This is a genomic window from Streptomyces sp. NPDC031340, assembly GCF_055569945.1.
Genome location: NZ_JBVIIE010000019.1, coordinates 1 through 24,590, shown reverse-complemented (window position 1 = coordinate 24,590; position 24,590 = coordinate 1). Strand labels below are relative to the sequence as shown.

Below are 24,590 nucleotides of genomic sequence, written 5' to 3'. Positions count from 1 at the left end.
CACAGCTCCACCCGGCGAGCGGGCCGGGCCTACGACGCAGGTCCACCGGCGAGCGGTGCGGACCGACCGCGCTCAGCACCCGGCCGGCCGGCTCGGAAAGCGTATTCGAACGCCCGGTCGGGCATGGGCGAAACCCGCCCCGGAAGCGTGACACTTCCGCGAACGGATCCTGCCGGGCAGCGGTCTGCAACAGACTCATGTCCGTGGCTCACTACTGGACCGGCGAACCGCGCAACCCCCAACCAGGCGAGCACGAAGGGCTGTTCCGGGTGCCGACGGGGAAACAACGCCCGTGGGACTGCCACCCCCGCACCGCCGCCGTCCCGCGCACGCTCACCCCCGGCCCGGCACACCGGGCCCTGAACTGGCCCACCTCTGGAGGCGCCCGGTGAAGAGGTTCTTCGGTCCGGTGAAGATGGCCGAGCCCCGGGTCTCCGACGCCGAACAGGAGCTGTTCGGCGGACCGTTGCGCTACGACATGGGCTGGTCGCACCACGAGCACGCGGGCCTGGACCTGACGATGATGTCCGCTCTTCGCTCCATGCCGTCCCTCGTCGGCGCCACCATGCGCCTGGCGTGGAGCGCCGACCGGCGCGCCCTGCTCGCCGTGGCGGTCAGCGAGATCGGCCAGGGCATCGCAGCGGCCGTCGGGCTGCTCGCCGTCAACGCCGTCATGCATGCCCTGCTCGCCGGGAGCGGCGACGCCGCCCAGCGGCTGCACGCCCTGCTGCCCGGCCTGCTGGCCGCCGCCGCCACCGGGGTGGTCAACTCCGCCCTCTCCGCGTGGTCGACCTCTCGCGCGGGGCGCCTGGAGCCGAAGGTCGAGCGGATCGCCACCACCCAGTACCTGGCCGCCGCGACGAGCGTCGAGCTGGAAGCCATCGACGACCCCGACTTCCGGCGGCTCGTCGACGTCGCCCAGTACGGTCCGGCGTCCGCCCGCCGCATGATCGGTGCCTGCGTCGCCGCGCTGAACGGCCTCATCTCCCTGATCACCACCGCCGGCGTGCTCGCCGTTCTCCACCCGCTCCTGCTGCCCATGCTGATCCTCATCGCCGCCCCGCGCGGCTGGGGCGCCATGCGGGTGGCTCAGGAGCGGTACGTGTCGGTGATGAGCTGGATCGAGCATGTGCGGGCCGGCCGGCTCATCGGCAACCTGCTGACCGAGCGCAGCGCGGCCCAGGAGGTCCGCCTCCACGGCGTCGGCGCCTTCCTCCTCAGCCGCTACCGGCGCATGGCGGAGAGCGCGGAGGCCGAGCAGGAACGCCTCGCCTCCAGCAAGGCCCTGACCGAATGGGTCGCCTCCGCGCTGTCCGGCCTGGCCATGGCGGCGACGTACGGGGCGATGTTCTGGCTGATCACGGCCGGGCACATGAGCCTCGCCATCGCCGGCACCGCCGTGATCGCGGTGCGGACCGGGTCGGCGAGCCTGGGCGCGCTGGTGATGAACATCAACCAGTTGCACGAGGAATCCCTCTACGTCCGCGACCACGGCCGGTTCCTGGTCCAGGCGGCGCGGCGCACCATCCCCGAGGGGGGCGATCCGGTCCCCGAGCGGATCGAGGAGATCGTCCTCGACGGCGTCACCTACCGCTACCCCGACCGGGACACGAACGCCCTGGACCAGGTGTCCCTCACCCTGCCGATGGGCTCGGTCACCGCCGTGGTGGGTGAGAACGGCTCCGGCAAGAGCACGCTGATGAAGATCCTGTCCGGCCTGCTGCTGCCCCAGGACGGCGCATTACGCTGGGGCCGGACGGACATCAGCGACCTCGACCGGGCCCAGGTCTTCGAACGCGTCTCCCTGCTGACGCAGGATTTCCAGCGCTGGCCCGTGACCGCGGCCATGAACATCCGGCTCGGCCGCCCCGACCACGCGGCCACACCGCAGGACCTGCAGCCCTCGGTGGACTACGCCGGAGCCGGGCCGGTCATCGCCAGACTCCCCGAGGGCCTGCGGAGCCTGCTGGCCCGCGTGTTCCGCGGCGCCGTCGAGCTCTCCGGCGGGGAATGGCAGAAGGTGGGGCTCGCCCGCACCCACTGGCGCAGCTCGACATCGCGGGCGGACAGCGTCCTCATCGTCGACGAACCCACCTCCGCCCTCGACCCCGAAGCCGAGATCGAAGCCTTCGACCGCATCCGCCGCCTCGCCGCCCCGAACCGGGCCGTCGTCCTGGTCACCCACCGCATGTCCGGCGTCCGGCACGCCGACCGCATCTACGTCCTCGACCACGGGCGCCTCGCCGAACACGGCACCCACGACGAACTCATGACCGCCCGGGGCCGCTACGCCGCCATGTTCGCCGCACAGGCGGCCCAGTACGCCCCCGACGCCGCCATCCCCAAACCCACCGCACCTCGCACCGCGCCCTCCGTCACGGATCCCGCATGACCCCGGCCATGCCGTCTTCCTCGAATCCGCCGCCCCCGGAAAGGACACACTCCGACACATGTTCACCTCGCAGGAACAATGGGACCGCGGATACGCCGACGGCCGCCGCTATCGCGGGCTCGGCGACAGTGAGCGCACACTGCTGGCCACCCATGTGCCGGCACCGGACGCGGGCAGGGCCCTCGACGTCGGATGCGGGGTCGGTGAGCTCGCGGCCCACCTGCACGACCTCGGCTACGCCGTGGACGCCCTCGACTGGTCCGAGACCGCGCTCGCCGAAGCCCGAACCCGACACGGCGAGGCCGCACGATGGCTCCGCCTCGACATCGAAGGCGACACCTGGGAGCCTCTGCACGCCGACGGGTACGACCTGATCACCCTGCGGTTCGTGGCCGCGTTCCTCAACTCCCGCGATCACACCCTGCACGCGCTCGGCCGGCGTCTGCGCCGCGGCGGAGCCCTCGTGGTCATCACACCGCTCGCGGCCGACACGCCCGCCGAGCGGCGCGGGATCGCACTCGACGAGGACGAACTCACAGCGCTGCGAAGCCGCTGGCACAGCGCCGAGCGCCACGACTCCGAAGGGCTGGCCTTCCTGGTTCTGCGCGGCCCGTACCAGAGCCAGCGCCCACCGCAGGACACTTCACCCGGCGCTGTGACGCCGGCAGCGCCGTCCGACCCCCGGAGCCTCGATGCCACCGTGACCGCGTCCCCGCGGGAACATCGCTTCCACCTGCAGCGGCGGTACTACGACCAGGTGGAGTCGGGCCGCAAGACGGTCGAGGTACGAGTCGCCACCCCGGCCAAGGCGGCCGTCGGGGTCGGGGACACCATCGTCTTCCACGACCGCGACAGCGGCCGGGAACTCGACATCGTCGTGAAACGGGTGACCCGGTACGCGTCGTTCGGAGAACTGCTCGACGCGGAGGACCCGTCGCGCGTCGATCCTGACGCCGGGCGCGAGGAACTGCTCGTCGCGCTTCGCGGGATCTACCCGCCGAGCCGGGAAGCGCTCGGCCCGCTGGCCTTCGAGTTCGACCACCGTCCCGCGCGCCCGGGCCGCGCCATGCCGATGACGCCGTCGCAGTACGCGCGGACCGTGCCCCACCACACGGTGTACGGCTGCCTGTACGTACGCGACGCGCACGACCGGCCGGTACAGCTGCGCTCGGTCTACGGCTCCCGGCTCTGGCAGTTCCCGGGCGGCGATCTCGACGCCCAGGGGGAGGACCCGCTGCAGACCGCCCGTCGCGAAGCCGTCGAGGAGACCGGCCTCGAAATCGGCCTCGGCGAAGCGAGGTTGCTGCTGACGCACTTCCTGCACGCCGGGCCCCGGCTACCGCTCGGCAAGGTCGGCCTCGTCTTCGACGGAGGGCGCCTCACCGACGACCGGCTCCGCCGGATTCGCCTCGACCCCGCGGAGCACGACATGTGGGCCGTGCACGATCTGGAGGGTTGGCGGCAGTTGATGGCGCCCCGCGCCTTCTCCCGCCTCGACGCCGTCGAACGCGCCCGCCTCGGCGAAGGCCCCGCCTACCTCATCACCCACAGGGACGTGAGGTAGCCGGTGACGAGCAGGGCGCAGAACAGCGCGGGGGCGAGGGCGCGCGGGCCGTCTCCGCGGCGCGCGTGTGTGAGCATGGCGCCGGCCATGAGCAGCAGCAACCCCGCACCGGCCAGGGTGCCCAGTGGCGGTACGGCCGGGCCGGCGGCGACTCCGGCGGCCCCCGCCACCTCGAGGACCCCGATGACCCGGTAGGCCGGGACGGAGAAGCCCGCGTGAGCGGCCAACCGCCGCATCGGGGGCAGGGCGAGGATCTTGGGCACCCCGAAGCCGACGTAGGTCAGGGCGACCAGGCAGGCCAGGGCGACGGTCAGGGACATGGGTTTCCTCTGGTGCGGGGGGGGTGTTCGTTCGGTGGTGCGGGCGCGGCAGGCGCCGGTGCCGGGTGAGGTGGCGACGCCCGCACCGGCGCCGGTGCCCGGTCAGGTGCTGCTGCCGGTGCGGGTGGCGCGGCAGGCGGCGCCCAGGTGGGCGAAGTAGGTGATCAGGTCGGGGGAGTCCACGGCTGCCGGGTTGACGACTTGCTCGGCGGGGGCGCCCTGGAGCAGGCATTTGACGGGGACCTCGAGCTTCTTGCCGGTGCGGGTGTGCGGGACGGCCGGAACCGCGATGATCTCGTCGGGGACGTGGCGGGGTGAGGTGCCGGCGCGTATGGCGTCGCGGATCCGGTCGCGGAGGGCGTCGTCGAGTTCGACGCCGGCGGCGGGGACCACGAACAGCGGCATCCAGTAGCCGCCGTCGGGTTCCTCGGCGCCGATGACGAGCGCCTCGGCGATCTCGGGGAGCCGTTCGACGACGTCGTGGATGTCGGCGCTGCCCAGGCGGACGCCGTTGCGGTCGAGGGTGGAGTCGGAGCGGCCGTGCACGATGACCGAGCCGTGCGAGGTGACGGTGATCCAGTCGCCGTGCCGCCACACGCCGGGGTAGACGGAGAAGTAGGCGTCGCGGTAGCGGGTGTCGTCGGGGTCGTTCCAGAAGTACAGCGGCATGGACGGCATCGGGCGGGTGACGACGAGTTCGCCGACCTGGTCGACGACCGGCCGGCCCTCGGTGTCGTAGGCCGCCAGCGCGACGCCCAGGCTCGGGGCGGACAGCTCCCCCGCCCACACGGGCGTGGTGGGCGCGCTGCCGGCGAACCCGGACACCACGTCGGTGCCGCCGCTGGTCGAGGCCGGCAGCACCCGGTCGCCGACGTGGTCGCGCACCCAGGGGTAGGCGGAGGCCGGCAGCGTGGACCCGGTGCAGCCGACGGCGCGGATCGAGGACAGGTCGTGCACGGACGGGGCGATGCCGAACTTGGCCATGCCAAGCAGGTATTGGGGGCTGGTGCCGAAGAGGGTGACGCGGTGGCGGGCCGCCAGCTCCCACAGGACGTCCGAGCGGGTGATGGGGGCCGGGCTGCCGTCGTAGGTGCATGTGGTGGCGCCGGTCAGCAGCGTCGACACGACCAGGTTCCACATCATCCAGTGGGTGGTGGTGTACCACAGCAGGCGGTCGCCGGGACCGAGGTCGGAGTGCAGGCCCAGGGTCTTGAGGTGTTCCAGCAGGACGCCGCCGTGGCCGTGCACGATGCCCTTGGGCAGGCCGGTGGTGCCGTAGGAGAACACGCCCCACAGGGGGTGGTCGAACGGCACGGGGGTGCAGTCGAGTGGCAATGGGTACGTGTGCCGGGCTGTGCTGGACGGTCATGTGCGGCTCGTTTCCGTCGTCTCAGTGTCCGTCGGTCACAGGAGTGAGCTGCTCGCCGAGGTCGATCCGGCCGTCCGGGGTGGCGATGGTGGCGTTGATCGTGTCGCCGTCGCGCAGGTAGTGCGGGTTCTTGGCCTGGGCCTTGAAGAACCCCTTCCACTTCGCGGCGGGCGGCAGGAGGGAGGCGATCTTCTCGACGGCCTTGGGCGGCGCCTTCAGAACCGAACCGCCGGGGGTGCCGGTCAGGAGCAGGTCGCCGGGGTCGAGGGCCTGGAAGCGGGCCAGCAGGGTCGCGCCCGCGCCGGGCGGACGATCATGTCGGCGAGGGTGCGGTCCTGGCGCGGCTCGCCGTTGACCGACAGCCTCAGCCGCAGGTCCGGCAGGTGGACGAAGTCCTCCGGTTCCAGGAGGGCCAGGTGGGGCTCGGTGGGCGTGAAGGTGGGGTGGGGGTAGGACTTGCTCTCTTGACGTCCTCTCCGCCCTAAAGGACGGAGATTCCCGCCTGCCTGCCGGTGGTCACCGGCTGGGGCTTCGGGTGGGTTCCTGTTTCACCGCGCTGCGCCGGGACGAGTCCCGGTCTTACCCGCGCTCCGCAGGCTGACACGGCCAGTCCGGCCGCCTTGGCGACGTTGACCGCCGCGTTGATGTCACGGTCAAGGACGGCCCCGCAGGCCCCGCATGTCCACTCGCGGATGTGCAGGGGCTTGGGGCCGTCCTTGACGCCGCACACGGAACACACCTGAGAGGTCGGCTCGAAACGGCCGATGCTCACGAAGATGCGGCCGTACCGGGCGGCCTTGTACTCCAGCATGCTCACGAACGCCGACCATCCGGCGTCGTGCACGGACTTGGCCAGGCGCGTGCGGGCGAGCCCTTTCACCGCCAGGTCCTCCACGGCGACCGCTTGGTTCTCGCGGATCAGCTTCGTGGAGAGCTGGTGGTGGAATTCTCGCCGTGCGTCCGCGACGCGGGCATGTGCCCGTGCGGCGCGAACCCTGGCCTTGTTCCGGTTGTTGCTGCCCTTCTCCTTTCGGGAGAGGGCGCGCTGAGCCTTCTTGAGCTGTTTCTCAGCCCGTCGCAGGAAGCGGGGACTGTCGATCTTCCGGCCGTCGCTCAGGACGGCGAAGTGCCCCAACCCGAGGTCCATGCCGACCTCGGAAGCGACGGGGGCGAGGGCTTCTTCCGGGCCGGTCTCCACGACGAACGACGCGAAGTAACGACCCGCGCTGTCCTTGATCACGGTCACCGTGGCGGGGGTGGACGGCAGGGTGCGCGACCACTTCACGGCCACGTCGCCGACCTTCGGAAGCCGCAGCTTCCCGCCGGGGGTGATCTTCCATCCGGCGTTCGCGGTGAAGCGGATCGCCTGCCGCGTGTCCCGCTTGGACTTGAAGCGGGGCGGTCCCATCCTGGGCCGCTTGCCCTTGAGGCCGTCGAAGAAGCTCCGGTAGGCGGCGTCCAGGTCGCGAAGGGACTGCTGGAGGATCACCGAGGAAACCTCGCCGAGCCAGGCCCGTTCCGGTGTCTTCTTCGACGCGGTGAGCCGCCTGGACAGCTCGCCGGAGGCGACGAACGGCAGCCCGGCGGCGCGGGCGTCCTCACGGACGCGAAGCGCGTCGTTGAAGGCGACCCGAGCACACCCGAACGCCCTCGCCAACGCCGTGCGCTGACCGGCACTCGGGTACACGCGGAAGCCGTACCGAAGCTGCATGCCGATCAACTTACCCTTTGGTCCAAGTCACCACGATGAATCCCAATCCTGATGTTCGCAACAGGCATCACGTCGTCCACAACCTGCACGTTCACTTGGTTTTTGTCACGAAGTATCGGCGCAAGGCCATGACTGACGCCATGCTGACGCGGTGCGAAGAGATCATGCGGGAGGTGCGCACGGACTTCGAGGCCGAACTGAAACAGTTCAACGGCGAGGACGACCACGTGCATCTCCTGGTCCACTACCCGCCAAAGGTCCGGCTCTCCAAGCTGGTCAACTTACTCAAGGGCGTCTCAGCCCGGCTCCTGCGTAAGGAATACGACGCGCACGTGCGCCGGTACCCGCGGGGCGGACACTTCTGGTCCGGCTCCTACTTCGCCGGAAGCTGCGGCGGTGCTCCGCTGACCATGGTCAAGCAGTACATCGAGAACCAGAAGCGCCCCGTGAGCCGAGCCGAACACTGCGGACCCATGCCCGCATGCGGGTCAGAGCAGCCCTGAGATGGCCTTCACCCCCGGCGTAAACCCCGGAGCACTGGCCAAGATCAAAGGTAGAACTGCGTCCTGGTCAGTCGTGCCGCCGCGGACTCGGCTACCTGCACACGGACAACGGCCTGTCCTCCCGGGCCCGGCGCGACCTGGAGAACGGGATCGCCTCCGGCCGCTTCGCCGCCGTGGAACCCGCCGTCGCCCTCTCCGCGCTGGGTGGCACGCTGCTGTCACTGCTGGAGCTGAAGTTCTCCCGCCCCGACCTGGACGGGGACGAGGCGGCATCGCACCTCGCCGAGATGGTCCTGCGCATGCTGGGCCTCTCCGCGGACGACGCCCACGAGGTCGCCCGCCGCCCCCTGCCCGACCTCGGCGGGTGAGAGCGGGCGAGAGCGGGTGAGACGCAGCACGGATCACCGGCGCAGCGGGGGTGGGCAGGGCGCGGGCAGCCCGGGCCCTGCTACCCGAGCCCGCTCGGCAGGCGTGTGGAGGTGTAGGCCCGGTTCACCCATCTCTGCAGGTGTGGGGCCTGGGCCAACAGGTCGCGGTAGACGCGGACGGCGTGGTGGTGCACAGCCTCGACCACGGATGCCTCGACGGCCTCATCGCGCCAGATCAGCAGGTGCCGCTGCCACAACGGGTCCCCGGCCAGGGGCTTGACCACCACCCCGTCGATGGGGCGCACGGTGGGCTGCACCACCGTCACCCCCAGCCCCCTGGCGATCATGGACTGCAGCTGATCGAGTACGTGGAACTCGTGGGTACCGGCCGGCATGAAACCCGCGGCCTGGCAGGCGTCGTAGAAGGCACCGGGCCAGCCCACCCCGTCGTCGGAGGAGACGAACCAGGTGTCCTCGGCCAGTTCCTCCAGCGGGACCTCGACGCGGTGCGCCAGTGGGTGGGCGGCGTGCATGGCCACGAAGATCGGGACGGTGTTGATGGCACGGTGCGCCAGAGCGGAGGAGTGCCGTAGGGGCAGTCCGGGGTAGTCGACGCCCAGTGCGGCGTCGAGTTCGCCGGCCTCCAGCAGACTGAGCAGTTCGCCGGTGGCGTAGACGCTGCAGACGGAGACCTTGAGGTCCGGGCAGGCATCGCGCAGGGCGTTCAGCAGCGTCGGCACGATCGGTGTGTTGGTGGCGCCGAGGCGGAGCGTACCGTCCACCGTGGTCGGGCCGCTCGTACGCCGTCGCCCGAGGGCGTCGGCACGCACCAGGATCTCGCGTGCCTGGCTCACGACCTCCGCGCCATAGGCGGTCAGCCGCACGCCCGTACTGCCGCGCAGGAACACCCCCTCACCGAGCAGTCGCTCGATGCGACGCAGTTGTGTGCTCAGCGCGGGCTGGGTGAATCCGAGCGCGACGGCTGCCCGGCCGACGCTCCCGCAGTCCGCGATCGCGCACAGCACACGCAGGTGACGCAACTCCAGTTCCATCGGTCCACCTCGTCGTGCGGCAGAAAACGGGGTCCATTATGCGCGCGAGCCGGCGGGCGCGGCACTCCTCGTTCCGGGTCGGAGCGGTGCGGCCCGGCCGGCTCGCCGCGGGCGCCGCGCGTTATGCGTGGTCCGCTCGTTCTCTTATGCCTCAGCCCGTTGTCCCCGCGGAGCCGGTCGTGGAAATCTCCACTGCACGTCCTGACCCGCCGAGGTGGAGCGGGTCTGCTCCCGGTGACTCGTGCATCCCCGCGGTGGTCCTTCCGCCGTGCGGAGTGCTCGTGCGCCGCGGCGGCTGTGGCGTCCGGTGGCCGCCGAAGCGCCTCATCTTCGAGGAGAGACAAACATGCCTCATCACCAGGCCCGCTTCACCGTCGAGGCGACCGCGGCGGCGGTTCACGGCGCCCGCCACCGTGTCTCCGCGACGGTGAGGTCGTGGGGCAATCCGTTGGACGACGAACTGCTCTCCCGCTTGGAACTGGTGGCATCGGAGCTGCTCACCAACGGCCTCCAGCACGCGGGCGGACCCATGACCGTCGAGGTGACCCTGGAGCAGGGCCTTCTCGTCATCGCGGTCCTCGACGGCAGTCAGGAGGTTCCGCGGCCGGGTGCGGCCGAGGTCGACGACGAGCGTGGACGCGGCCTTCTTCTCATAGAGACCCTCTGTCTGTTCCAGGGCGTCGAACGCACCGCCTTCGGCAAGCGTTGCTGGGCGGTTCTGCCCGTGGCGACCACACCTGCCCCGGCTGTCGAGCGGAGCACTCAGGACGGCAGCGCCCCGGATGCGCGCTGGTCGGTGACGCCCGCCGGCGAATGGCTGCTGTCGAGCCTGTTCGAGATATGTCCATGATCAATACGTCCGAGGAGGCGATGGTGGCTGCAGAGACGGCCGCAAAGACTGCTGCAGAGACGGCCGCAGGGACTGCCGCGGAGACTGCTGCAGAGACGGCCGCAGGGACTGCCGCGGAGACTGCTGCAGAGACGGCCGCAGGGACTGCCGCGGAGACTGCTGCGGAGACGGATGAGAGCAGGCAGCGGAAGAACGGTCTGTACCGCGGGGTGAGCCTCGAACTCGCCGAGAACATGAGGCAGGGCTGGGCGGACACGGAGCGCCGCGGTCTCGAACCGATCGCGCAGGCGGCTTACACCGCGCGTCGCAGGACGGAGCTGTCCGCCCGGTTCCCCGGTGAGTTGCTGGTGATCCCGGCCGGCAACCCGAAGGTGCGCGCCAACGACACGGCCTATCCCTTCAGGCCTTCGTCGGACTACGTCTACCTGACCGGCGATCAGTCCCAGGACGCCGTGCTGGTCCTGGAGCCCGGCCGGTACGGCGGGCACCGGGCGATCGCGTACCTGCTCCCGCGTTCCGACCGGGAGAGCGGAGAGTTCTGGCTCGACTATCACGGTGAGCTCTGGGACGGTCGCCGCAACAGCCTGGCCGAGAACGAGCAACTGCTCGGTCTGCCCTGCGGCGATGTCCGCACGCTCGCCGACCGGCTCGGCGCGGCCGACGGCCCGGTACGCCTGCTGCGCGGCTACGACGCGGGTATCGACTCCGCGCTCGACGGGAAGGTGACGGCCGAGCGCGACGACGAGTTCCGGGTGGCCCTCTCCGAGATGCGTCTGGTCAAGGACGAGTGGGAGCTCGCCGATCTCCGTTTCGCCTGCGAGGCCACGGCCCTCGGTTTCGAGGACGTCGTCCGCGCGCTCAGCGCCGGGGCACCGACGTCCGAGCGCCTCATCGAGGGTACGTTCTTCACGCGCGCCCGGATCGAGGGCAATGACGTCGGCTACGCGTCGATCTGCGCGGCCGGACCCCACGCCACGACTCTGCACTGGGTGCGCAACGACGGCGAGACCCGCCCCGGCGATCTTCTGCTGCTCGACGCCGGAGTGGAGACCCGTCATCTCTACACCGCCGACATCACGCGCACGCTGCCCGTCGACGGGTGCTTCACCCCGGTCCAGCGGAAGATCTACGAAGCGGTGTACGCGGCTCAGGAAGCCGGCATCGCCGCGGTCAAGCCGGGTGCCGCGTACCGGGACTTCCACGACGCCGCCCAGCGGGTTCTGGCCGAGCACCTGGCCGCCTGGGGCCTGTTCGGGGACCGGTCGGCGGAGGAGGCGTACGAACTCGGGCTGCAGCGCCGTTGGACGCTGGCCGGCACGGGCCACATGCTCGGCCTGGACGTGCACGACTGCGCCAAGGCCCGCACCGAGATGTACGTGGACGGCACGCTGGAGCCCGGCATGGTGCTCACTGTCGAGCCGGGCCTCTACTTCCAGTCCGACGACCTGACGGTTCCCGAGGAATACCGGGGCATCGGCATACGGATCGAGGACGACATCCTGGTGACCGAGGAGGGCAACGAGAACCTCTCGGCCGGCCTGCCGCGGCAAGCGGACGAGGTGGAGGCCTGGATGTCCCGGCTGCGCGCCTGACGTCAGCACGACTCCGGTCAACCGCATCTTCGCTGCAGCGCGGAAGCCGTGCAGCCGAAGCGCCGAAACCACGACACGGAACAGGAGAGGCTTCTCGATGCAGGAGCAGGGCAACGCCTCCGACACGGGCGATGACGAGTCCCAAGTGCCGGCCACCCCGGCCGGCCCCTTCCAGGGAGGCTGGGCCAACACGGACCTGCGGCCGCCGCTCCTGCCGGGTGCGGCGTGCGCGGCCAAGCGGCGCTCGGCGGTGTCCGAACGGTTTCCCGGCGAGCGGATCGTCGTCCCGTCGGGCGGGCTGAAGGTCAGAAGCAACGACTTCGACTACACGTTCCGGCCGCACTCCGCCTTCGTCCATCTCACCGCCGATCACGGGACGCAGGCGGTTCCCGACAGCGTCCTCGTCTTCGAACCGACAGGATGCGGACACTCGGTGACCCTGTTCGTCCGGCCGCGGTCGCCACGTGACGGCGGCCGGAACGGCGCGGAGTTCTACGGCGACCGACGGCACGGCGAGTTCTGGATCGGCCGGCGCAGAACGCTGTCGGAGACCGCGGACGCCCTCGGCCTCGAGGTCGCCGCGCGCGACGGCCTCGACCGGGCGCTCGGGAAGAAGGTACCGACCCGTGTGTTGCGCGGTGAGGACCCGGACGTCGACGCGCTGGTCCCGCCGGCCGCGCGGGCGGATGCCGAACTGGTCACCTTCCTGTCGGAACTGCGGCTGGTCAAGGACGAGTGGGAGATCGGCCAACTGCGCGCCGCCGTGGACTGCACCGTCGCCGGTTTCCACGACGTCGTCGGCGAACTGGGCAACGCCACCCGCCTGGCGCGGGGGGAACGCTGGATCGAGGGCACCTTCAACCGGCGTGCCCGGCTGGGCGGTCACGGTCTGGGCTTCGAGACCATCGCGGCGGCCGGGGCGCACGCCTGCGTCCTGCACTGGATGCGCAACGACGGTCCGGTGCGGAACGGGGACCTGCTCCTGCTGGACGCGGGCGCCGAGGCGGACTCCTTCTACACCGGGGACGTCACCCGGACGCTGCCGGTCAGCGGTCGCTTCACCGATGTCCAGCGCCGCGTCTACGACCTGGTCTTCGCCGCCCAGTCGGCGGGCATCGCCGCGCTGCGGCCCGGCGCCCGGTACGGCGACTTCCACGACGCCGCCATGCGGGTCATCGGCGAGGGACTCGATACCTGGGGTCTGCGGCCGTCCGGCGGTGCGGTTCCGGGTTCCGGGTCCGATCGCTACCGCCGGTACACTCTGTGCGGTTCGGGCCACATGCTCGGTCTGGACTGCCACGACTGCGCCGGCGCCCGCGACGCGACGTACCTGGACGGTGTCCTGGAGGCCGGACACGTCCTGACCGTCGAACCCGGACTCTACTTCCAGCCCGACGATCTGACGGTGCCCGAGGAGCTGCGCGGCATCGGCGTACGGATCGAGGACGACTTCGTCATCACGGCCGACGGAGCCACCTGCCTGTCCTCGAGCCTGCCGCGCGGCGCGGACGAGGTGGAGACCTGGATGGCGTCCTTGCGCTGACTCACCGCCCTGCCCGGGTGCGGCCCCGCGGCTTCGAACCGATCGCGCAAGTGGAGCAACGTGACATTGTATAGTGGGAGGTCATTGGGCTGTGCAGGGCTGGTGTTCGGAGGAGCGAAGATGCCTCATCTCAAGTCGCAGGCGATCTCCGTCCAGACCCATCTGCGCGACCAGGTCGCCAACGCCCTCCGAGCAGCGCTCATAGCGGGTGAGCTCCGTCCGGGTGTCATCTATTCGGCCCCCACACTGGCGGCGGAACTCGGCGTCTCGGCCACCCCGGTGCGTGAGGCCATGCTGGACCTGGCGCGGGAGGGCCTGGTCGAGGCGGTGCGCAACAAGGGGTTCCGCGTCACGGAGATGACCGACAAGGACCTCGACGACTTCACCGACATCCGGACCCTGATCGAGGTCCCCACCGTGGGCCGCGTCGCCGCGACGGCGAGTGCCGAGCAGCTGGAGTCTTTGCGTCCACTGGCGGAGCAGATCGTCACGGCAGCCCAGGGGCATGACGTCCTGAAGTACCTCGAAGCCGATCATCGGTTCCACCTGGAGCTGTTGGCCCTGGCCGGCAATCCTCATCTCGTGGAGGTCGTGGCCGACCTGCGCAAGCGGTCACGCCTGTTCGGACTGGGCAGCCTGAACGAGACCGGCCGTCTGGTCTCTTCCGCTCAGGAGCATGTCGAACTCCTCGACCTGATGCTGGCCGGCCGGATCCAGGAGGCGGAGGAGTGCATGCGCCGCCACCTCGCACACGTCCGCACCCTGTGGGCGGACGGCCAGGCCGACGCCGCGGCCGACGCACCGGCTCTTCGGCTCGGCAGGTAGGCCTCCGGCCACCCCCGGAATACGGCGGCACGCCGCCGGCCGGGCCGCCACACGGGCCACAGACACACCACCGCTCCGCAGCCCCTGTCTGCGGTGCGCGGGGACTTTTCCGCATACACGATCACCCATAGCCATGTTCCGGACGGCCGTTTCCCCAGGCCGTGAGACTGCCGGTCCGCCCGGCCGCGCCGTCGCACCCTGACGGCGTCACCTGCGTCGGCAGCCTGCATTCCGGATATCGGACACGGCTCGGCAACGAGACGTCACGCCTCCGGCTATGCAATTTCACATTACTGTTTTACGCGTCACACCTCACAGGCGGATTCCCGCCAACACAAGCAAGGAGTGGCTGATGAGCCGTCACACGCGTGCCCTGTCCGCCTCGTTGAGTGCCTCGCTCACGCTGGCGCTGTTGGGCGCCTGTACGAGTCAGTCGGGCGAGGGCGGCTCCGACGAGCACAAGAGGCCCGGCGTCGCCACCGGAACGGTCATCGGCGGCACCCCGAAGAAGGGCGGCACTCTCACCGTGCTGTCCAACCAGGACTTCGGCCACCTGGACCCGGCCCGGAACTGGGTGATGCCGACCATGGACTTCGGCAGCCGTCTGCTCTACCGCACGCTGACCACGTTCAAGGCCGCCCCCGGCAACCAGGGCAGTGAGATCGTCCCCGATCTCGCCACGGACCTCGGCAAGTCCTCCGACGGCGGCCGGACCTGGACGTTCACGCTCAAGCCCGGCCTGAAGTACGAGGACGGGACCCCGATCAGAGCCCAGGACGTCAAGTACAACGTCGAGCGTTCCTTCGCCCCGGACCTGGTCGGAGGTCCCGACTACGCCCAGCGGTACCTGGCCGGCACCGAGGGCTACACCGGGCCGCTGCGGGGCAAGCACCTGGACTCGATCAAGACCCCGGACGACCGCACCATCGTCTTCTCGCTGCGCAGACCGGTCGCGGAGTTCTCCTACACGGTCACGCTGCCCACCTTCTCCCCCGTGCCCGAAGCGCGGGAGAAGGGCGTCCAGTACGACCTGCGCCCGTTCTCCTCCGGGCCGTACAAGATCGAGAGCTATGCGCGGGGCAAGAAGCTGGTACTGGTCCGCAACACGCACTGGGACCCCGGCACGGACCCGGTGCGCAAGGCCTACCCCGACCGGATCGTCGTACAGCAGGGCCTGAAGGGCGGTCAGATCGACGACCGCATCATCGCCGGCGAGGGCGCCGACGCCTCCGCCGTCGAGTGGTCCGACATGCAGCCGTCCAGCATCGCCAAGGTGCTGCCGCGGCCGGAGGTCAGGAAGAGGCTGTCCGCGGAGCGGACCGGCTGCACCGACATGCTCGCCCTGAACACCTCCCGCGCGCCGTTCGACAACCTGAAGCTGCGTCAGGCGATGCAGTACGCGGTCGACAAGTCGGCCCAGGTGACCGCCAGCGGCGGCCCCGCCCTCAACGACATGGCCACCGGTTACCTCCCGCCGGCGCTCACCGGCGGCAGCCGCGCCGACGCCGTCTACGGGCGGTCGGCCACCGGCGACGTGGCCAAGGCCAAGAAGCTCCTCGCCGAGGGCGGCAAGCCGGACGGCTTCGCCACCACGATCACGGTGTCGACGGGCGACAAGACCCGGGCCGAGGCGCTCCAGCAGAGCCTGTCCCGGGTCGGGGTCCGCCTGCAGATCCAGACCGTCGACCCGTCGGTCTACTACGACACCATCGGTGACACCAAGCACGCACCGGACATGGCGATCAGCGGCTGGTGCCCCGACTACCCGTCCGGTTCCACCTTCCTGCCCTTCGTGTTCGACGGCCGGACCATCAAGGAGAAGGGCAACCAGGGCAACGTCTCCCAGTTCCGCGACAAGGCGGTGGAGAAGCGGATGGACGAGATCGCCGCGATGCCCGACGCGGAGACCGCCAACCAGGCCTGGATCAGCCTCGACCCCGTCATCCAGCGCAAGTCGCCGGCCGTTCCGCTGCTGTGGAAGCGCAAGCCCCTGCTGGCCGGCGACAACATCGCCGGAGCCTTCGGCCACGCCGCCTGGACCGGCCAGTTCGACTTCGCGGTGATCGGTCTGAAGGACCCGTCGAAGAGCAAGGGCTGAGGACGAGCCGTCGTGACCTTCACACTGGACACCACCGCGCAGACCGGGCCCTCGGCCCTGCCCGAGCATCCGTTGCGGGCAACGTCGCGCAAGCTGTGGGGTGACCGGGGCAGCAGGACCGCCCTGGTCGCCGTCGTACTGCTGGTCCTGGTCGCCCTGACCGCCCCGCTGCTCAGCCGGCTGGGCGGCTGGTCACCCACCGAATTCGACAGCGACGCGATCGACCCCTACCTCGGGGGCATGCCCCGCGGGCCGCTCGGCGGCATCAGCGCCGAGCACTGGCTGGGGGTGGAGCCCGCCACCGGCCGTGACCTGTTCGCGCGCGTGGTGCACGGAGCCCAGGTCTCGCTGCTGATCGCGTTCGCCGCCACCGCGATCGTCGTCGTGGTGGGCACCGCCGCCGGCATCGCGGCCGGCTACTTCGGAGGCCGCGTCGACACCGTGCTGAGCCGGCTGATGGACCTGACCATGTCCTTCCCCTCGCTCATCTTCATGATCGCCATGATGTCCGTGGCGCAGGACGTCAACCGGGTCGCCCTGATGACCGCCGTCATCGGTGTCTTCGGCTGGCCCGGCATCGCCCGCGTGGTGCGCGGTGAGGCCCTCACCCTGCGCCACCGCGAGTACGTCGAGGCGGCCCGGGTGGCCGGCTCGGGATCGTGGCGCATCCTGACCCGCGAGGTCCTTCCCAACATCTCCGGACCCATCATCGCCTACACCACGTTGCTGATCCCCGGCATGATCAGCACGGAGGCGGCACTGAGCTTCCTCGGAGTGGGCGTGCGCCCGCCGACCTCCTCCTGGGGTCAGATGATCGCCGAGGCCGTCGCCTACTACGAGACGGACCCCATGTACTTCTTCGTCCCGAGCACCTTCCTCTTCGTCGCGGTGCTGGCCTTCACGGTGCTGGGCGACGCCCTGCGCGACATCCTCGATCCCCAGGGAGGCCGGTCGTGACCGCCTACCTGCTGCGCAGATGCCTCGGCGTGGCCGGCGTGCTGCTCGCCATCTGTGCCGTCACCTTCGTCATCTTCTACCTCCTGCCCGCCGACCCGGCCGCGGCCGCCTGCGGCAAGACGTGCAGCGCGGAGCGGCTGGCGGAGGTGCGCCACCACATGGGGCTCGACCAGCCGTTGTGGCGCCAGTTCGGCGACTACGTGGTCGGCATCTTCGCCGGACGGGACCTGGGCAGCGGGCCGCACGCGCTGCACTGCGGCTTCCCGTGCCTGGGCTACTCCTACGACAACGCCCTGCCGGTCTGGGACCTGCTGATGGACCGGCTGCCGGTCTCCGCCTCGCTCGCCTTCGGGGCCGCCTGCATGTGGCTCGTGCTGGGGCTGGGCGCCGGGGTGACCGCCGCCCTGAAGAAGGGCGGACTGCTGGACCGGACGCTCATGGTCGGTGCCGTCGCCACGGCCTCGCTGCCCGTCTACTTCACCGCCGTCATGCTCATCTACGGCCTGGTCCGGGTCGGCGGGCTCCTGCCCTACCCCACCTACACCGCGCTGACCGACGACCCGCTGGGATGGGCCGCCAACCTGCTGCTGCCCTGGACCGCGCTGGCCCTGCTGTACGCCGCGATGTACGCCCGCCAGAGCCGCAGCTCCATGATCGAGGCCATGGCGCAGCCCTACATCCGCACCGCCAGGGCGAAGGGCATGCCCCAGTACACGGTGGTGGCCAAACACGGCCTGCGGTCCGCCATGATGCCGGTGCTCACCATCTTCGGCATGGACCTCGGCGCCCTGCTCGCCGGAGCCGTCATCACCGAGTCCATCTTCGGCATCCCCGGGGTGGGCCGGCTGTTCTACGACGCCCTGCAACGCTCCGACCAGCCCGTGGTCCTGGGCGTGACGCTGCTGGCCGCCTTCTTCATCGTGGCGGCGAACGTCGTCATCGACCTGCTGTACGCCGTCGTGGACCCGAGGGTGAGGAACTAGCCGTGCCGTCCAGCACCACAACCGACGCACCACTGCTGCGGGTACGCGATCTGCGCGTACAGTTCGACACCCCGGCCGGAACCGTCCGGGCGGTCGACGGGATCTCCTTCACCGTCGAGGCCGGCCGCACCCTGGGGCTGGTCGGTGAGTCCGGGTCCGGCAAGTCGGTCACGTCGATGGCCGTCATGGGCCTGCACCGGCGAGCCCGGGTCAGCGGCTCGATCGCCCTGGCCGGACAGGAACTGCTCTCCCTGACCGACCGGCAGCTCAGCCGGCTGCGCGGCCGGCGCATGGCCATGGTGTTCCAGGACCCGCTCTCCGCCCTGCACCCCGCCTACACGGTCGGCGAGCAGATCGCCGAGGCGCACCGCCGTCACTTCGGCACCGGCCGCCGGGCGGCCCACCGGCAGGCCGTGGAGATGCTCGGCGAAGTCGGCATCCCCGAACCGGCCCGCAGGGCCAGGGAGTACCCGCACCAGTTCTCCGGCGGCATGCGGCAGCGAGCCGTGATCGCCATGGCGCTGTCCTGCGAACCCGACCTGCTCATCGCCGACGAGCCCACCACGGCCCTCGACGTCACCGTGCAGGCCCAGATCCTGGAACTCGTCGCCCGGCTCCAGCAGCAGCGGCGGCTGGGCGTCCTGATGATCACTCACGACCTGGGGGTGGTGGCCCGCGTCGCGCACGACGTGCTCGTCATGTACGGCGGACGGGCCGCCGAACAGGCCCCGGTCGACGACCTGTTCGCCAAGCCCGCCCATCCGTACACCCGCGGCCTGCTCGACTCGCTGCCGCGGCTGGACGACCCCGACGACGCCCCGCTGCGCGCCATCCCGGGCAGCCCGCCGTCGCTGGCCGCGCCGATACCCGGATGCGCCTTCGCCCCGCGCTGCCCCCGCAGGGCCGAAGCCGACGAGGCCGCCCGCCTCCGCTGCGCCGACGAGCGGCCCTCGGTCGCGTACTACGCTCCGGGCCGGCTGGTCGCCTGCCATCTGCCCCTGGGCGTCTCCACGCGTGCCACGCCCCGCGACGGCGCCCAGATCCCGGCCGAGGAGACCCGATGATCCGACCGAACGCCCCGGCCGCCGCGATACCGGCCGATTCCGCGCTGCTCTCCGTACGCGATCTGACCAAGACGTTTCCCGGCCGGCGCAGAGTCGGCCGGCCCTCCGCCCCGGTGCGGGCGGTCGACGGGGTGAGTCTCGACCTGGGGGCGGGCGAGACGCTGGGACTGGTCGGCGAGTCCGGATGCGGCAAGTCCACCACCGGCCGGATGCTCGTACGGCTGCTGGAGCCGACCTCCGGCGCCATCGCCTTCGACGGCCAGGACATCACGCACGTCCCGCAACGCCGGCTGAGACCGACACGGCGGCACCTGCAGATGATCTTCCAGGATCCGTACGCGTCGCTCAACCCACGGCAGACCGTCGCGCGCATCATCTCCGAGCCGTTGCTGGTCCAGGGCGCCTCCGCCCAGGCCGCACGGGACAAGGCCGCGGAACTGCTGGACCTGGTGGGCCTCAGCCCGGAACACCTGGACCGTCATCCGCACCAGTTCTCCGGCGGCCAGGCCCAGCGCATCGGCATCGCCCGCGCCCTCGCCACCGGTCCCCGGCTCATCGTCGCCGACGAACCCGTCTCCGCGCTCGACGTCTCCGTGCAGGCCCAGATCGTCAACCTGCTGGAGCGCCTGCAGCACGAACTCGGCCTCGGCCTCCTCTTCATCGCCCACGACCTGTCGGTCGTGAAGCGGATATGCGACCGGGTGGCGGTGATGTACCTCGGCCGCATCGTCGAGGTGGGCGACAAGCGGGACGTGTACCAAACGCCGGCGCACCCGTACACCCGGGCGCTGCTGTCCGCCGTCCCGCTCCCCGACCCCGTCGCGGAGCGCCGCCGCGAACGCATCGTGCTCCTGGGCGATCCGCCGAGCCCGGCCGCGCCGCCCAGCGGCTGCGCCTTCCATCCACGGTGCCCCAAGGCGCGGGAGATCTGCCGTACCCAGCGGCCCGATCTGGCGGCCGTCGGTCCGGGGACCCGGAAGGCGGCCTGCCACTTCCCCGAGAACGGTTAGGGCCCCGCCACAGGCCCCACCAGGCCCTTTCCCCGGCGGAGCCAACTCCGCGCCGCAGCAAGCCAATTGGCGGCCCTCGATTCCGGCGGACACCTTCCCAGAACCATGTCACGTGTGCAATGGTACATGTCACAGGTCGTGGTCATGTCAATCGCGACATCGGTCGGTGCCCCCGTCGAATCGACGGCGCGGCCCACCCCGATCCACGGACCCGTCATCCCCCACAGACCACCCACGCGTGGTCCGAATCCTCATGGGAGGCGTAGTGAGAAAGTCACTTGTCCGGCGAAGTCTGGGCGCGGCGCTGCCGCTGGCCCTGACCTTCGCCATGGGCGTCGGCCTGCTGGCGCAGCCGGCCAGCGCTCGGACGGAAGCCCCGGTGTCCGCCGCGCACGCCGCGGCCCGGGGCGCGAAGCACTCCGGGCCCGCGCCCGTGGCACAGTCCGCCACGGCCGATGCCCACCACGTCGCCAAGGGGCGTCTGAAGGCGTCCCAGCTGCCGCCGCTGGGAGCGAGCAAGGACGCGCTCAAGACGCCCTACGGCCGGCCCGAGAAGCAGCCGGTCCGGCCCTCCATGTCGGCGAAGACGTCGGGCAAGAAGGCCGGGAAGAAGGGTCTCGCCGCCGCGGCCACGTGCAACGTCTCCGACTTCACCAGCCGCACCGGCAGTGCCCTGGTGACGCAGATCAAGGCGTCCACCACCGACTGCGTCAACACGCTGTTCAGCCTGACCGGCACCAACGCCTACTACGCGTTCAACGAGTCGCAGATGGCCAGCGTCGCCTACGCGGTGCGCGACGGCTCGGCGTCCTACCCCGGCAACGGCACCACCGGCATGCCGCAGCTCGTGCTGTACCTGCGCGCCGGCTACTACGTCCACTGGTACAACGCGACGGACGTGGGCACCTACGGCACCACCCTGCAGACGGCCGTCCGTGCCGGTCTGGACGCCTTCTTCGCCAGCGCGCACTCCGGCGACGTCTCCGACGCCAACGGCGAGACCCTGGCCGAGGCCGTCACCCTGATCGACAGCGCCGAGGAGAACGCCCGCTACATATACGTCCTCAAGCGGCTGCTGGCGAACTACAACTCCTCCTGGAACAGCTCCTGGTGGATGCTCAACGCGGCCAACAACGTCTACACCGTGACGTTCCGCGGCCACCAGGTGCCGGCGTTCGTCAGTGCCGTCCAGTCGGACCCCAGCCTGATCGACTCGCTGTACAACTTCGCGACCGGACACCTCTCACTCCTGGGCACCGACCAGTCGTACCTCACGTCCAACGCCGGACGTGAACTCGGCAGGTTCCTCCAGGAGACGGCGCTGCAGTCGAAGGTCCGTCCGCTGGCCTCCGGCCTGCTCAACTCGAGTTCGATCAAGGGCACCACCGCCCCGCTCTGGGTCGGCGTGGCCGAGATGACCGACTACTACGACAAGGCCAACTGCTCCTACTACGGCACCTGCAACCTGCAGCAGCAGCTCACCAGCTCGGTCCTGACGGTGACGTACAACTGCAGCTCCAGCATCGTCATCAAGGCCCAGCAGATGACGTCCAGCGAGCTGTCCTGGGCCTGCAACAGCCTGCGCAACCAGGACGCCTACTTCCACAGCGTCGTCAAGGACAGCGGACCGGTCGCGAACGACAACAACAACACCATCGAGGTCGTCGTCTTCGACTCCAGCACCGACTACCAGACGTACGCCGGCGCCATGTACGGGATCGACACCAACAACGGCGGCATGTACCTCGAGGGTGACCCGGCGGCGGCGGGCAACCAGCCCCGCTTCATCGCCTACGAGGCCGAGTGGCTGCGTCCGGACTTCCAGATCTGGAACCTCAACCACGAGTACACGCACTACCTCGACGGCCGGTTCGACATGTACGGCGACTTCAACGCCAACGTCACCACGCCGACCGTCTGGTGGATCGAGGGCTTCGCGGAGTACATCTCCTACTCCTACCGCGGTGTCACCTACAACGAGGCCATGACCGAGGCCGGTTACGGCACGTACTCGCTGCGCACGCTGTTCGACACCACTTACAGCAACGACACCACGCGGATCTACCGCTGGGGCTACCTCGCCTCCCGGTACATGCTGGAGAAGCACCCCTCCGACATGGCCACCGTGCTCGGCTACTACCGCACCGGTAACTGGAACGCCGCCCGCACCTACCTGACCAGCACCATCGGCACCCGCTACGACGCCGACTTCCGCACCTTCCTCGCCGCCTGCGCGGCGGGCAACTGCGGCGGCGGTGGCGGCGGCACCAACCAGGCCCCGACCGCGGCGTACACCTTCTCCGTGAGCAACCTGACGGCCAACTTCACCGACCAGTCCACCGACGCCGACGGCACCATCGCGTCGCGTTCCTGGACCTTCGGTGACGGTGCCACCTCCACGGCGACCAACCCGAGCCACGCCTACGCCACGGCCGGCTCCTACAGCGTCAAGCTCACCGTCACCGACAACAACGGTGCGACCAACTCCGTCACCAAGACCGTCACCGTCGGCGGCGGCGGCACCGTGACCGAGTGCACCGACACCGACACCCGGGTGCTGGGCCAGAACTGCAAGCGCAGCAACCGGACCGCCACCACCGGCAACAACGACTACCTCTACGTCTACCTGCCGGCCGGTGTGACCTCGCTGAAGATCACCACCTCCGGTGGTACCGGTGACGCCGACCTCTACTACAGCGGCAGCAGCTGGGCGACCAGCACCAGCTACACCAGCCGTGCGACGGGCGCGGGCAACAGCCACACCCTGACCATCACCAACCCGCCGGCCGGCTACAACTACATCACCCTCTACGCGAACCAGAGCTTCTCCGGAGCAACCGTCACCACCCAGTACTGAGGGGTCTCCCCGGTACTTCCCCCACCTCACGGCCGGCGCGGCTCCCCCCGCCCGGCCGTGATACCCCGGGCGGCGGCGGCACGGGGTGGCGCCGCCGCCCGGACTCCGGCCGCAGTAAGCGGCCGGCTCCGCCTCAGCGAAGGAGGTAATCAAGTGAAAGCCTCGACCCCACGACGTCGCCTTCTCTGGCCGATCCTCGCTTCTCTCACGGTCACCTGTGCCCTCGCGTCCCCCGCCGCGGGCAGCAGCGACCGCAGCACACCGCGACTGAGCACCGCGCAGCGGGCCGCCGCCACCCGACTCGCCGCGGACCAGCACGTCTCCGCGCAGGAAGCAGGACGGCGGATCCTCCGTCAGGACCGCCTCACGGACGTCGCCGGCACCTTACGCAAGTCCCTGGCCTCCCGCTTCGGCGGAGCCTGGATCGACCAGGAGCACGGCGGCAGACTCACCGTCGCCGTCACGCGCCCCGAGGCCGCGGCGTCCGTGCGGCGGCAGGCGGCACGGGCCCAGGCGCCCGACACCGCCACCGTGGTCGTGCGCCGCAGCTGGCAGCAGCTCAGCCGCATGTCGGACACGCTGGCCAGGCGCATCGCCGCGGCGAACAAGTCGGCGCCCCACGGCCTGCAGTCCGCGGTGGTGGTGCAGGACAACAAGCTGCGCCTGGACCTGCCCCGGGGCAAGGCCCTGACCGGTGCTCAGCGCACGGTCGTGCGGTGGGCGAAGCACACCTTCGGTGACGCCCTCACCGTCAGCAGCTACGCGCACGCCTCCAAGCCGTTCTACTGCGGCGGTCAGTACTCCTGTGACCCGCCGCTGCGCTCGGGTCTGGCCATCTACGGCAGCAACATCCGCTGCACCAGCGCCTTCATGGCCTACGACTCGTCCGGCTACTACATGATGACCGCCGGCCACTGCGCGGAGGGCAGCTCGTACTGGCAGGTCCCGACCTACAGTTACGGCTACCAGGGAGTCGGCAGCGTCGCCGACTACACCTTCGGCTACTACGGCGACTCCGCCGTCGTACGCATCGACGACTCCAACTGGTGGCAGCCCCGGGGCTGGGTCTACCCCTCGACCCGCATCACCGGCTGGGGCTACGACTACGTCGGGCAGTACGTCTGCAAGCAGGGCTCCACGACCGGCTACACCTGCGGGCAGATCACCGAGACCGACGCGACCGTGTCCTATCCCGACCGCACCCTGGCCGGCATGACCTGGAGCACCGCCTGCGACGCTGCTGGTGACAGCGGCAGCGGCGTCTATGACGGATCCACCGCTCATGGCATCCTCAGCGGCGGGCCCGACAGCGGCTGCGGCATGATCCACGAGCCGCTCAGCCGGGCGCTGTCGGACCGGGGAGTGACGCTGCTGGCCGGCTGAGCGCGTCGCGCGCCCGGAGACCAGCGGCTGCGGGGGGGGGGGGGGGGGGGGGGGGGGGGGGGGGGGGGGAGGCGAGAGGGGGGGGGGGGGGGGGGGGAGCAGGGTGGTGGGAATGCGTACCGGCGTGGTCAGGGTGATGGTGGACAACG

At 70.4% G+C, this 24,590-nt stretch carries 17 protein-coding genes and 3 pseudogenes; 15 read left to right on the top strand and 5 right to left on the bottom strand.

Features of this window, described 5'->3' with window-relative positions:
* Positions 1 to 388 precede the first annotated feature (388 nt).
* Both ACZ5GT_RS16935 and ACZ5GT_RS16930 read left to right on the top strand, forming a co-directional pair.
* Complete coding sequence (locus ACZ5GT_RS16935) at positions 389 to 2,392, top strand: ATP-binding cassette domain-containing protein (protein WP_469023293.1); 2,004 nt, start codon at positions 389 to 391, stop codon at positions 2,390 to 2,392.
* Positions 2,393 to 2,450: 58 nt separating this feature from the next.
* The gene (locus ACZ5GT_RS16930) at positions 2,451 to 3,956 is read left to right on the top strand and encodes a methyltransferase domain-containing protein (protein WP_469023290.1); all 1,506 of its coding nucleotides are present in this window, start codon (positions 2,451 to 2,453) and stop codon (positions 3,954 to 3,956) included.
* Here ACZ5GT_RS16930 and ACZ5GT_RS16925 read toward each other — a convergent pair.
* The 4 genes and pseudogenes from ACZ5GT_RS16925 to ACZ5GT_RS16910 all read right to left on the bottom strand — a co-directional run bounded on the left by ACZ5GT_RS16925 (position 3,926) and on the right by ACZ5GT_RS16910 (position 7,356).
* Positions 3,926 to 4,276, bottom strand: a complete 351-nt coding sequence (locus tag ACZ5GT_RS16925; RefSeq protein WP_469023283.1) for a DoxX family protein — start codon at positions 4,274 to 4,276, stop codon at positions 3,926 to 3,928. The genes ACZ5GT_RS16930 and ACZ5GT_RS16925 overlap by 31 nt on opposite strands.
* Before the next feature lie 102 nt (positions 4,277 to 4,378).
* Positions 4,379 to 5,605, bottom strand: a pseudogene (locus ACZ5GT_RS16920) (acetoacetate--CoA ligase); the annotation flags it as partial.
* Positions 5,606 to 5,666: 61 nt separating this feature from the next.
* Positions 5,667 to 6,109, bottom strand: a pseudogene (locus ACZ5GT_RS16915) (fumarylacetoacetate hydrolase family protein); the annotation flags it as partial.
* Positions 6,110 to 6,126: 17 nt separating this feature from the next.
* Complete coding sequence (locus tag ACZ5GT_RS16910; protein ID WP_469023279.1) at positions 6,127 to 7,356, bottom strand: RNA-guided endonuclease InsQ/TnpB family protein; 1,230 nt, start codon at positions 7,354 to 7,356, stop codon at positions 6,127 to 6,129.
* A gap of 35 nt (positions 7,357 to 7,391) precedes the next feature.
* Here ACZ5GT_RS16910 and tnpA point away from each other — a divergent pair, with 35 nt between their 5' ends.
* Together tnpA and ACZ5GT_RS16900 are read left to right on the top strand one after the other, a co-directional pair.
* The gene (gene tnpA, locus ACZ5GT_RS16905) at positions 7,392 to 7,859 is read left to right on the top strand and encodes an IS200/IS605 family transposase (RefSeq protein ID WP_469023275.1); all 468 of its coding nucleotides are present in this window, start codon (positions 7,392 to 7,394) and stop codon (positions 7,857 to 7,859) included.
* A 77-nt stretch (positions 7,860 to 7,936) separates the two neighbouring features.
* A pseudogene (locus ACZ5GT_RS16900) lies at positions 7,937 to 8,227 on the top strand (TetR/AcrR family transcriptional regulator); the annotation flags it as partial.
* A gap of 80 nt (positions 8,228 to 8,307) precedes the next feature.
* Here the strand turns inward: ACZ5GT_RS16900 and ACZ5GT_RS16895 are convergent.
* Entirely contained in the window at positions 8,308 to 9,279 is a 972-nt protein-coding gene (locus tag ACZ5GT_RS16895) for a LysR family transcriptional regulator (RefSeq protein ID WP_469023270.1), read from the bottom strand.
* Positions 9,280 to 9,625: 346 nt separating this feature from the next.
* On the opposite strand from ACZ5GT_RS16895, the gene ACZ5GT_RS16890 reads away from it, so the two are divergent.
* From ACZ5GT_RS16890 to ACZ5GT_RS16840, 11 genes are all read left to right on the top strand, one after another.
* Positions 9,626 to 10,129 carry an ATP-binding protein gene (locus tag ACZ5GT_RS16890; protein WP_469023265.1) on the top strand — a complete coding sequence of 168 codons (504 nt, stop codon included), beginning with the start codon at positions 9,626 to 9,628 and terminating at the stop codon, positions 10,127 to 10,129.
* 197 nt (positions 10,130 to 10,326) lie between these two features.
* Positions 10,327 to 11,721 (top strand): aminopeptidase P family protein, encoded by a 1,395-nt coding sequence (locus ACZ5GT_RS16885; RefSeq protein WP_469023734.1) that lies wholly within the window; start codon positions 10,327 to 10,329, stop codon positions 11,719 to 11,721.
* A gap of 97 nt (positions 11,722 to 11,818) precedes the next feature.
* Complete coding sequence (locus ACZ5GT_RS16880) at positions 11,819 to 13,264, top strand: aminopeptidase P family protein (protein WP_469023260.1); 1,446 nt, start codon at positions 11,819 to 11,821, stop codon at positions 13,262 to 13,264.
* Between the two features lie 120 nt (positions 13,265 to 13,384).
* Positions 13,385 to 14,089 (top strand): GntR family transcriptional regulator, encoded by a 705-nt coding sequence (locus ACZ5GT_RS16875; protein ID WP_469023256.1) that lies wholly within the window; start codon positions 13,385 to 13,387, stop codon positions 14,087 to 14,089.
* A gap of 352 nt (positions 14,090 to 14,441) precedes the next feature.
* A complete protein-coding gene (locus ACZ5GT_RS16870; protein WP_469023253.1) occupies positions 14,442 to 16,187 on the top strand; it encodes an ABC transporter substrate-binding protein in 1,746 nt (581 codons plus the stop codon).
* Between the two features lie 72 nt (positions 16,188 to 16,259).
* A complete protein-coding gene (locus tag ACZ5GT_RS16865; RefSeq protein ID WP_469023731.1) occupies positions 16,260 to 17,144 on the top strand; it encodes an ABC transporter permease in 885 nt (294 codons plus the stop codon).
* The gene (locus tag ACZ5GT_RS16860; protein ID WP_469023251.1) at positions 17,141 to 18,127 is read left to right on the top strand and encodes an ABC transporter permease; all 987 of its coding nucleotides are present in this window, start codon (positions 17,141 to 17,143) and stop codon (positions 18,125 to 18,127) included. The genes ACZ5GT_RS16865 and ACZ5GT_RS16860 overlap by 4 nt, the downstream gene beginning before the upstream one ends.
* A 2-nt stretch (positions 18,128 to 18,129) precedes the next feature.
* Positions 18,130 to 19,191, top strand: a complete 1,062-nt coding sequence (locus ACZ5GT_RS16855) for an ABC transporter ATP-binding protein (protein WP_469023247.1) — start codon at positions 18,130 to 18,132, stop codon at positions 19,189 to 19,191.
* A complete protein-coding gene (locus ACZ5GT_RS16850) occupies positions 19,188 to 20,201 on the top strand; it encodes an ABC transporter ATP-binding protein (RefSeq protein ID WP_469023243.1) in 1,014 nt (337 codons plus the stop codon). The genes ACZ5GT_RS16855 and ACZ5GT_RS16850 overlap by 4 nt, the downstream gene beginning before the upstream one ends.
* Before the next feature lie 265 nt (positions 20,202 to 20,466).
* Positions 20,467 to 23,058, top strand: coding sequence for a collagenase (locus ACZ5GT_RS16845; RefSeq protein ID WP_469023241.1), 2,592 nt, complete (start codon positions 20,467 to 20,469; stop codon positions 23,056 to 23,058).
* A gap of 153 nt (positions 23,059 to 23,211) precedes the next feature.
* Positions 23,212 to 24,441 (top strand): S1 family peptidase, encoded by a 1,230-nt coding sequence (locus ACZ5GT_RS16840; protein WP_469023238.1) that lies wholly within the window; start codon positions 23,212 to 23,214, stop codon positions 24,439 to 24,441.
* Positions 24,442 to 24,590: the final 149 nt, after the last annotated feature.

Coding starts and splice junctions, on each gene's coding strand:
- ACZ5GT_RS16930 (WP_469023290.1), top strand. CDS start 2,451: ATGTTCACCTCGCAGGAACAATGGGACCGCGGATACGCCGACGGCCGC.
- ACZ5GT_RS16925 (WP_469023283.1), bottom strand. CDS start 4,276: ATGTCCCTGACCGTCGCCCTGGCCTGCCTGGTCGCCCTGACCTACGTC.
- ACZ5GT_RS16910 (WP_469023279.1), bottom strand. CDS start 7,356: ATGCAGCTTCGGTACGGCTTCCGCGTGTACCCGAGTGCCGGTCAGCGC.
- tnpA (WP_469023275.1), top strand. CDS start 7,392: ATGAATCCCAATCCTGATGTTCGCAACAGGCATCACGTCGTCCACAAC.
- ACZ5GT_RS16895 (WP_469023270.1), bottom strand. CDS start 9,279: ATGGAACTGGAGTTGCGTCACCTGCGTGTGCTGTGCGCGATCGCGGAC.
- ACZ5GT_RS16890 (WP_469023265.1), top strand. CDS start 9,626: ATGCCTCATCACCAGGCCCGCTTCACCGTCGAGGCGACCGCGGCGGCG.
- ACZ5GT_RS16880 (WP_469023260.1), top strand. CDS start 11,819: ATGCAGGAGCAGGGCAACGCCTCCGACACGGGCGATGACGAGTCCCAA.
- ACZ5GT_RS16875 (WP_469023256.1), top strand. CDS start 13,385: ATGCCTCATCTCAAGTCGCAGGCGATCTCCGTCCAGACCCATCTGCGC.
- ACZ5GT_RS16870 (WP_469023253.1), top strand. CDS start 14,442: ATGAGCCGTCACACGCGTGCCCTGTCCGCCTCGTTGAGTGCCTCGCTC.
- ACZ5GT_RS16850 (WP_469023243.1), top strand. CDS start 19,188: ATGATCCGACCGAACGCCCCGGCCGCCGCGATACCGGCCGATTCCGCG.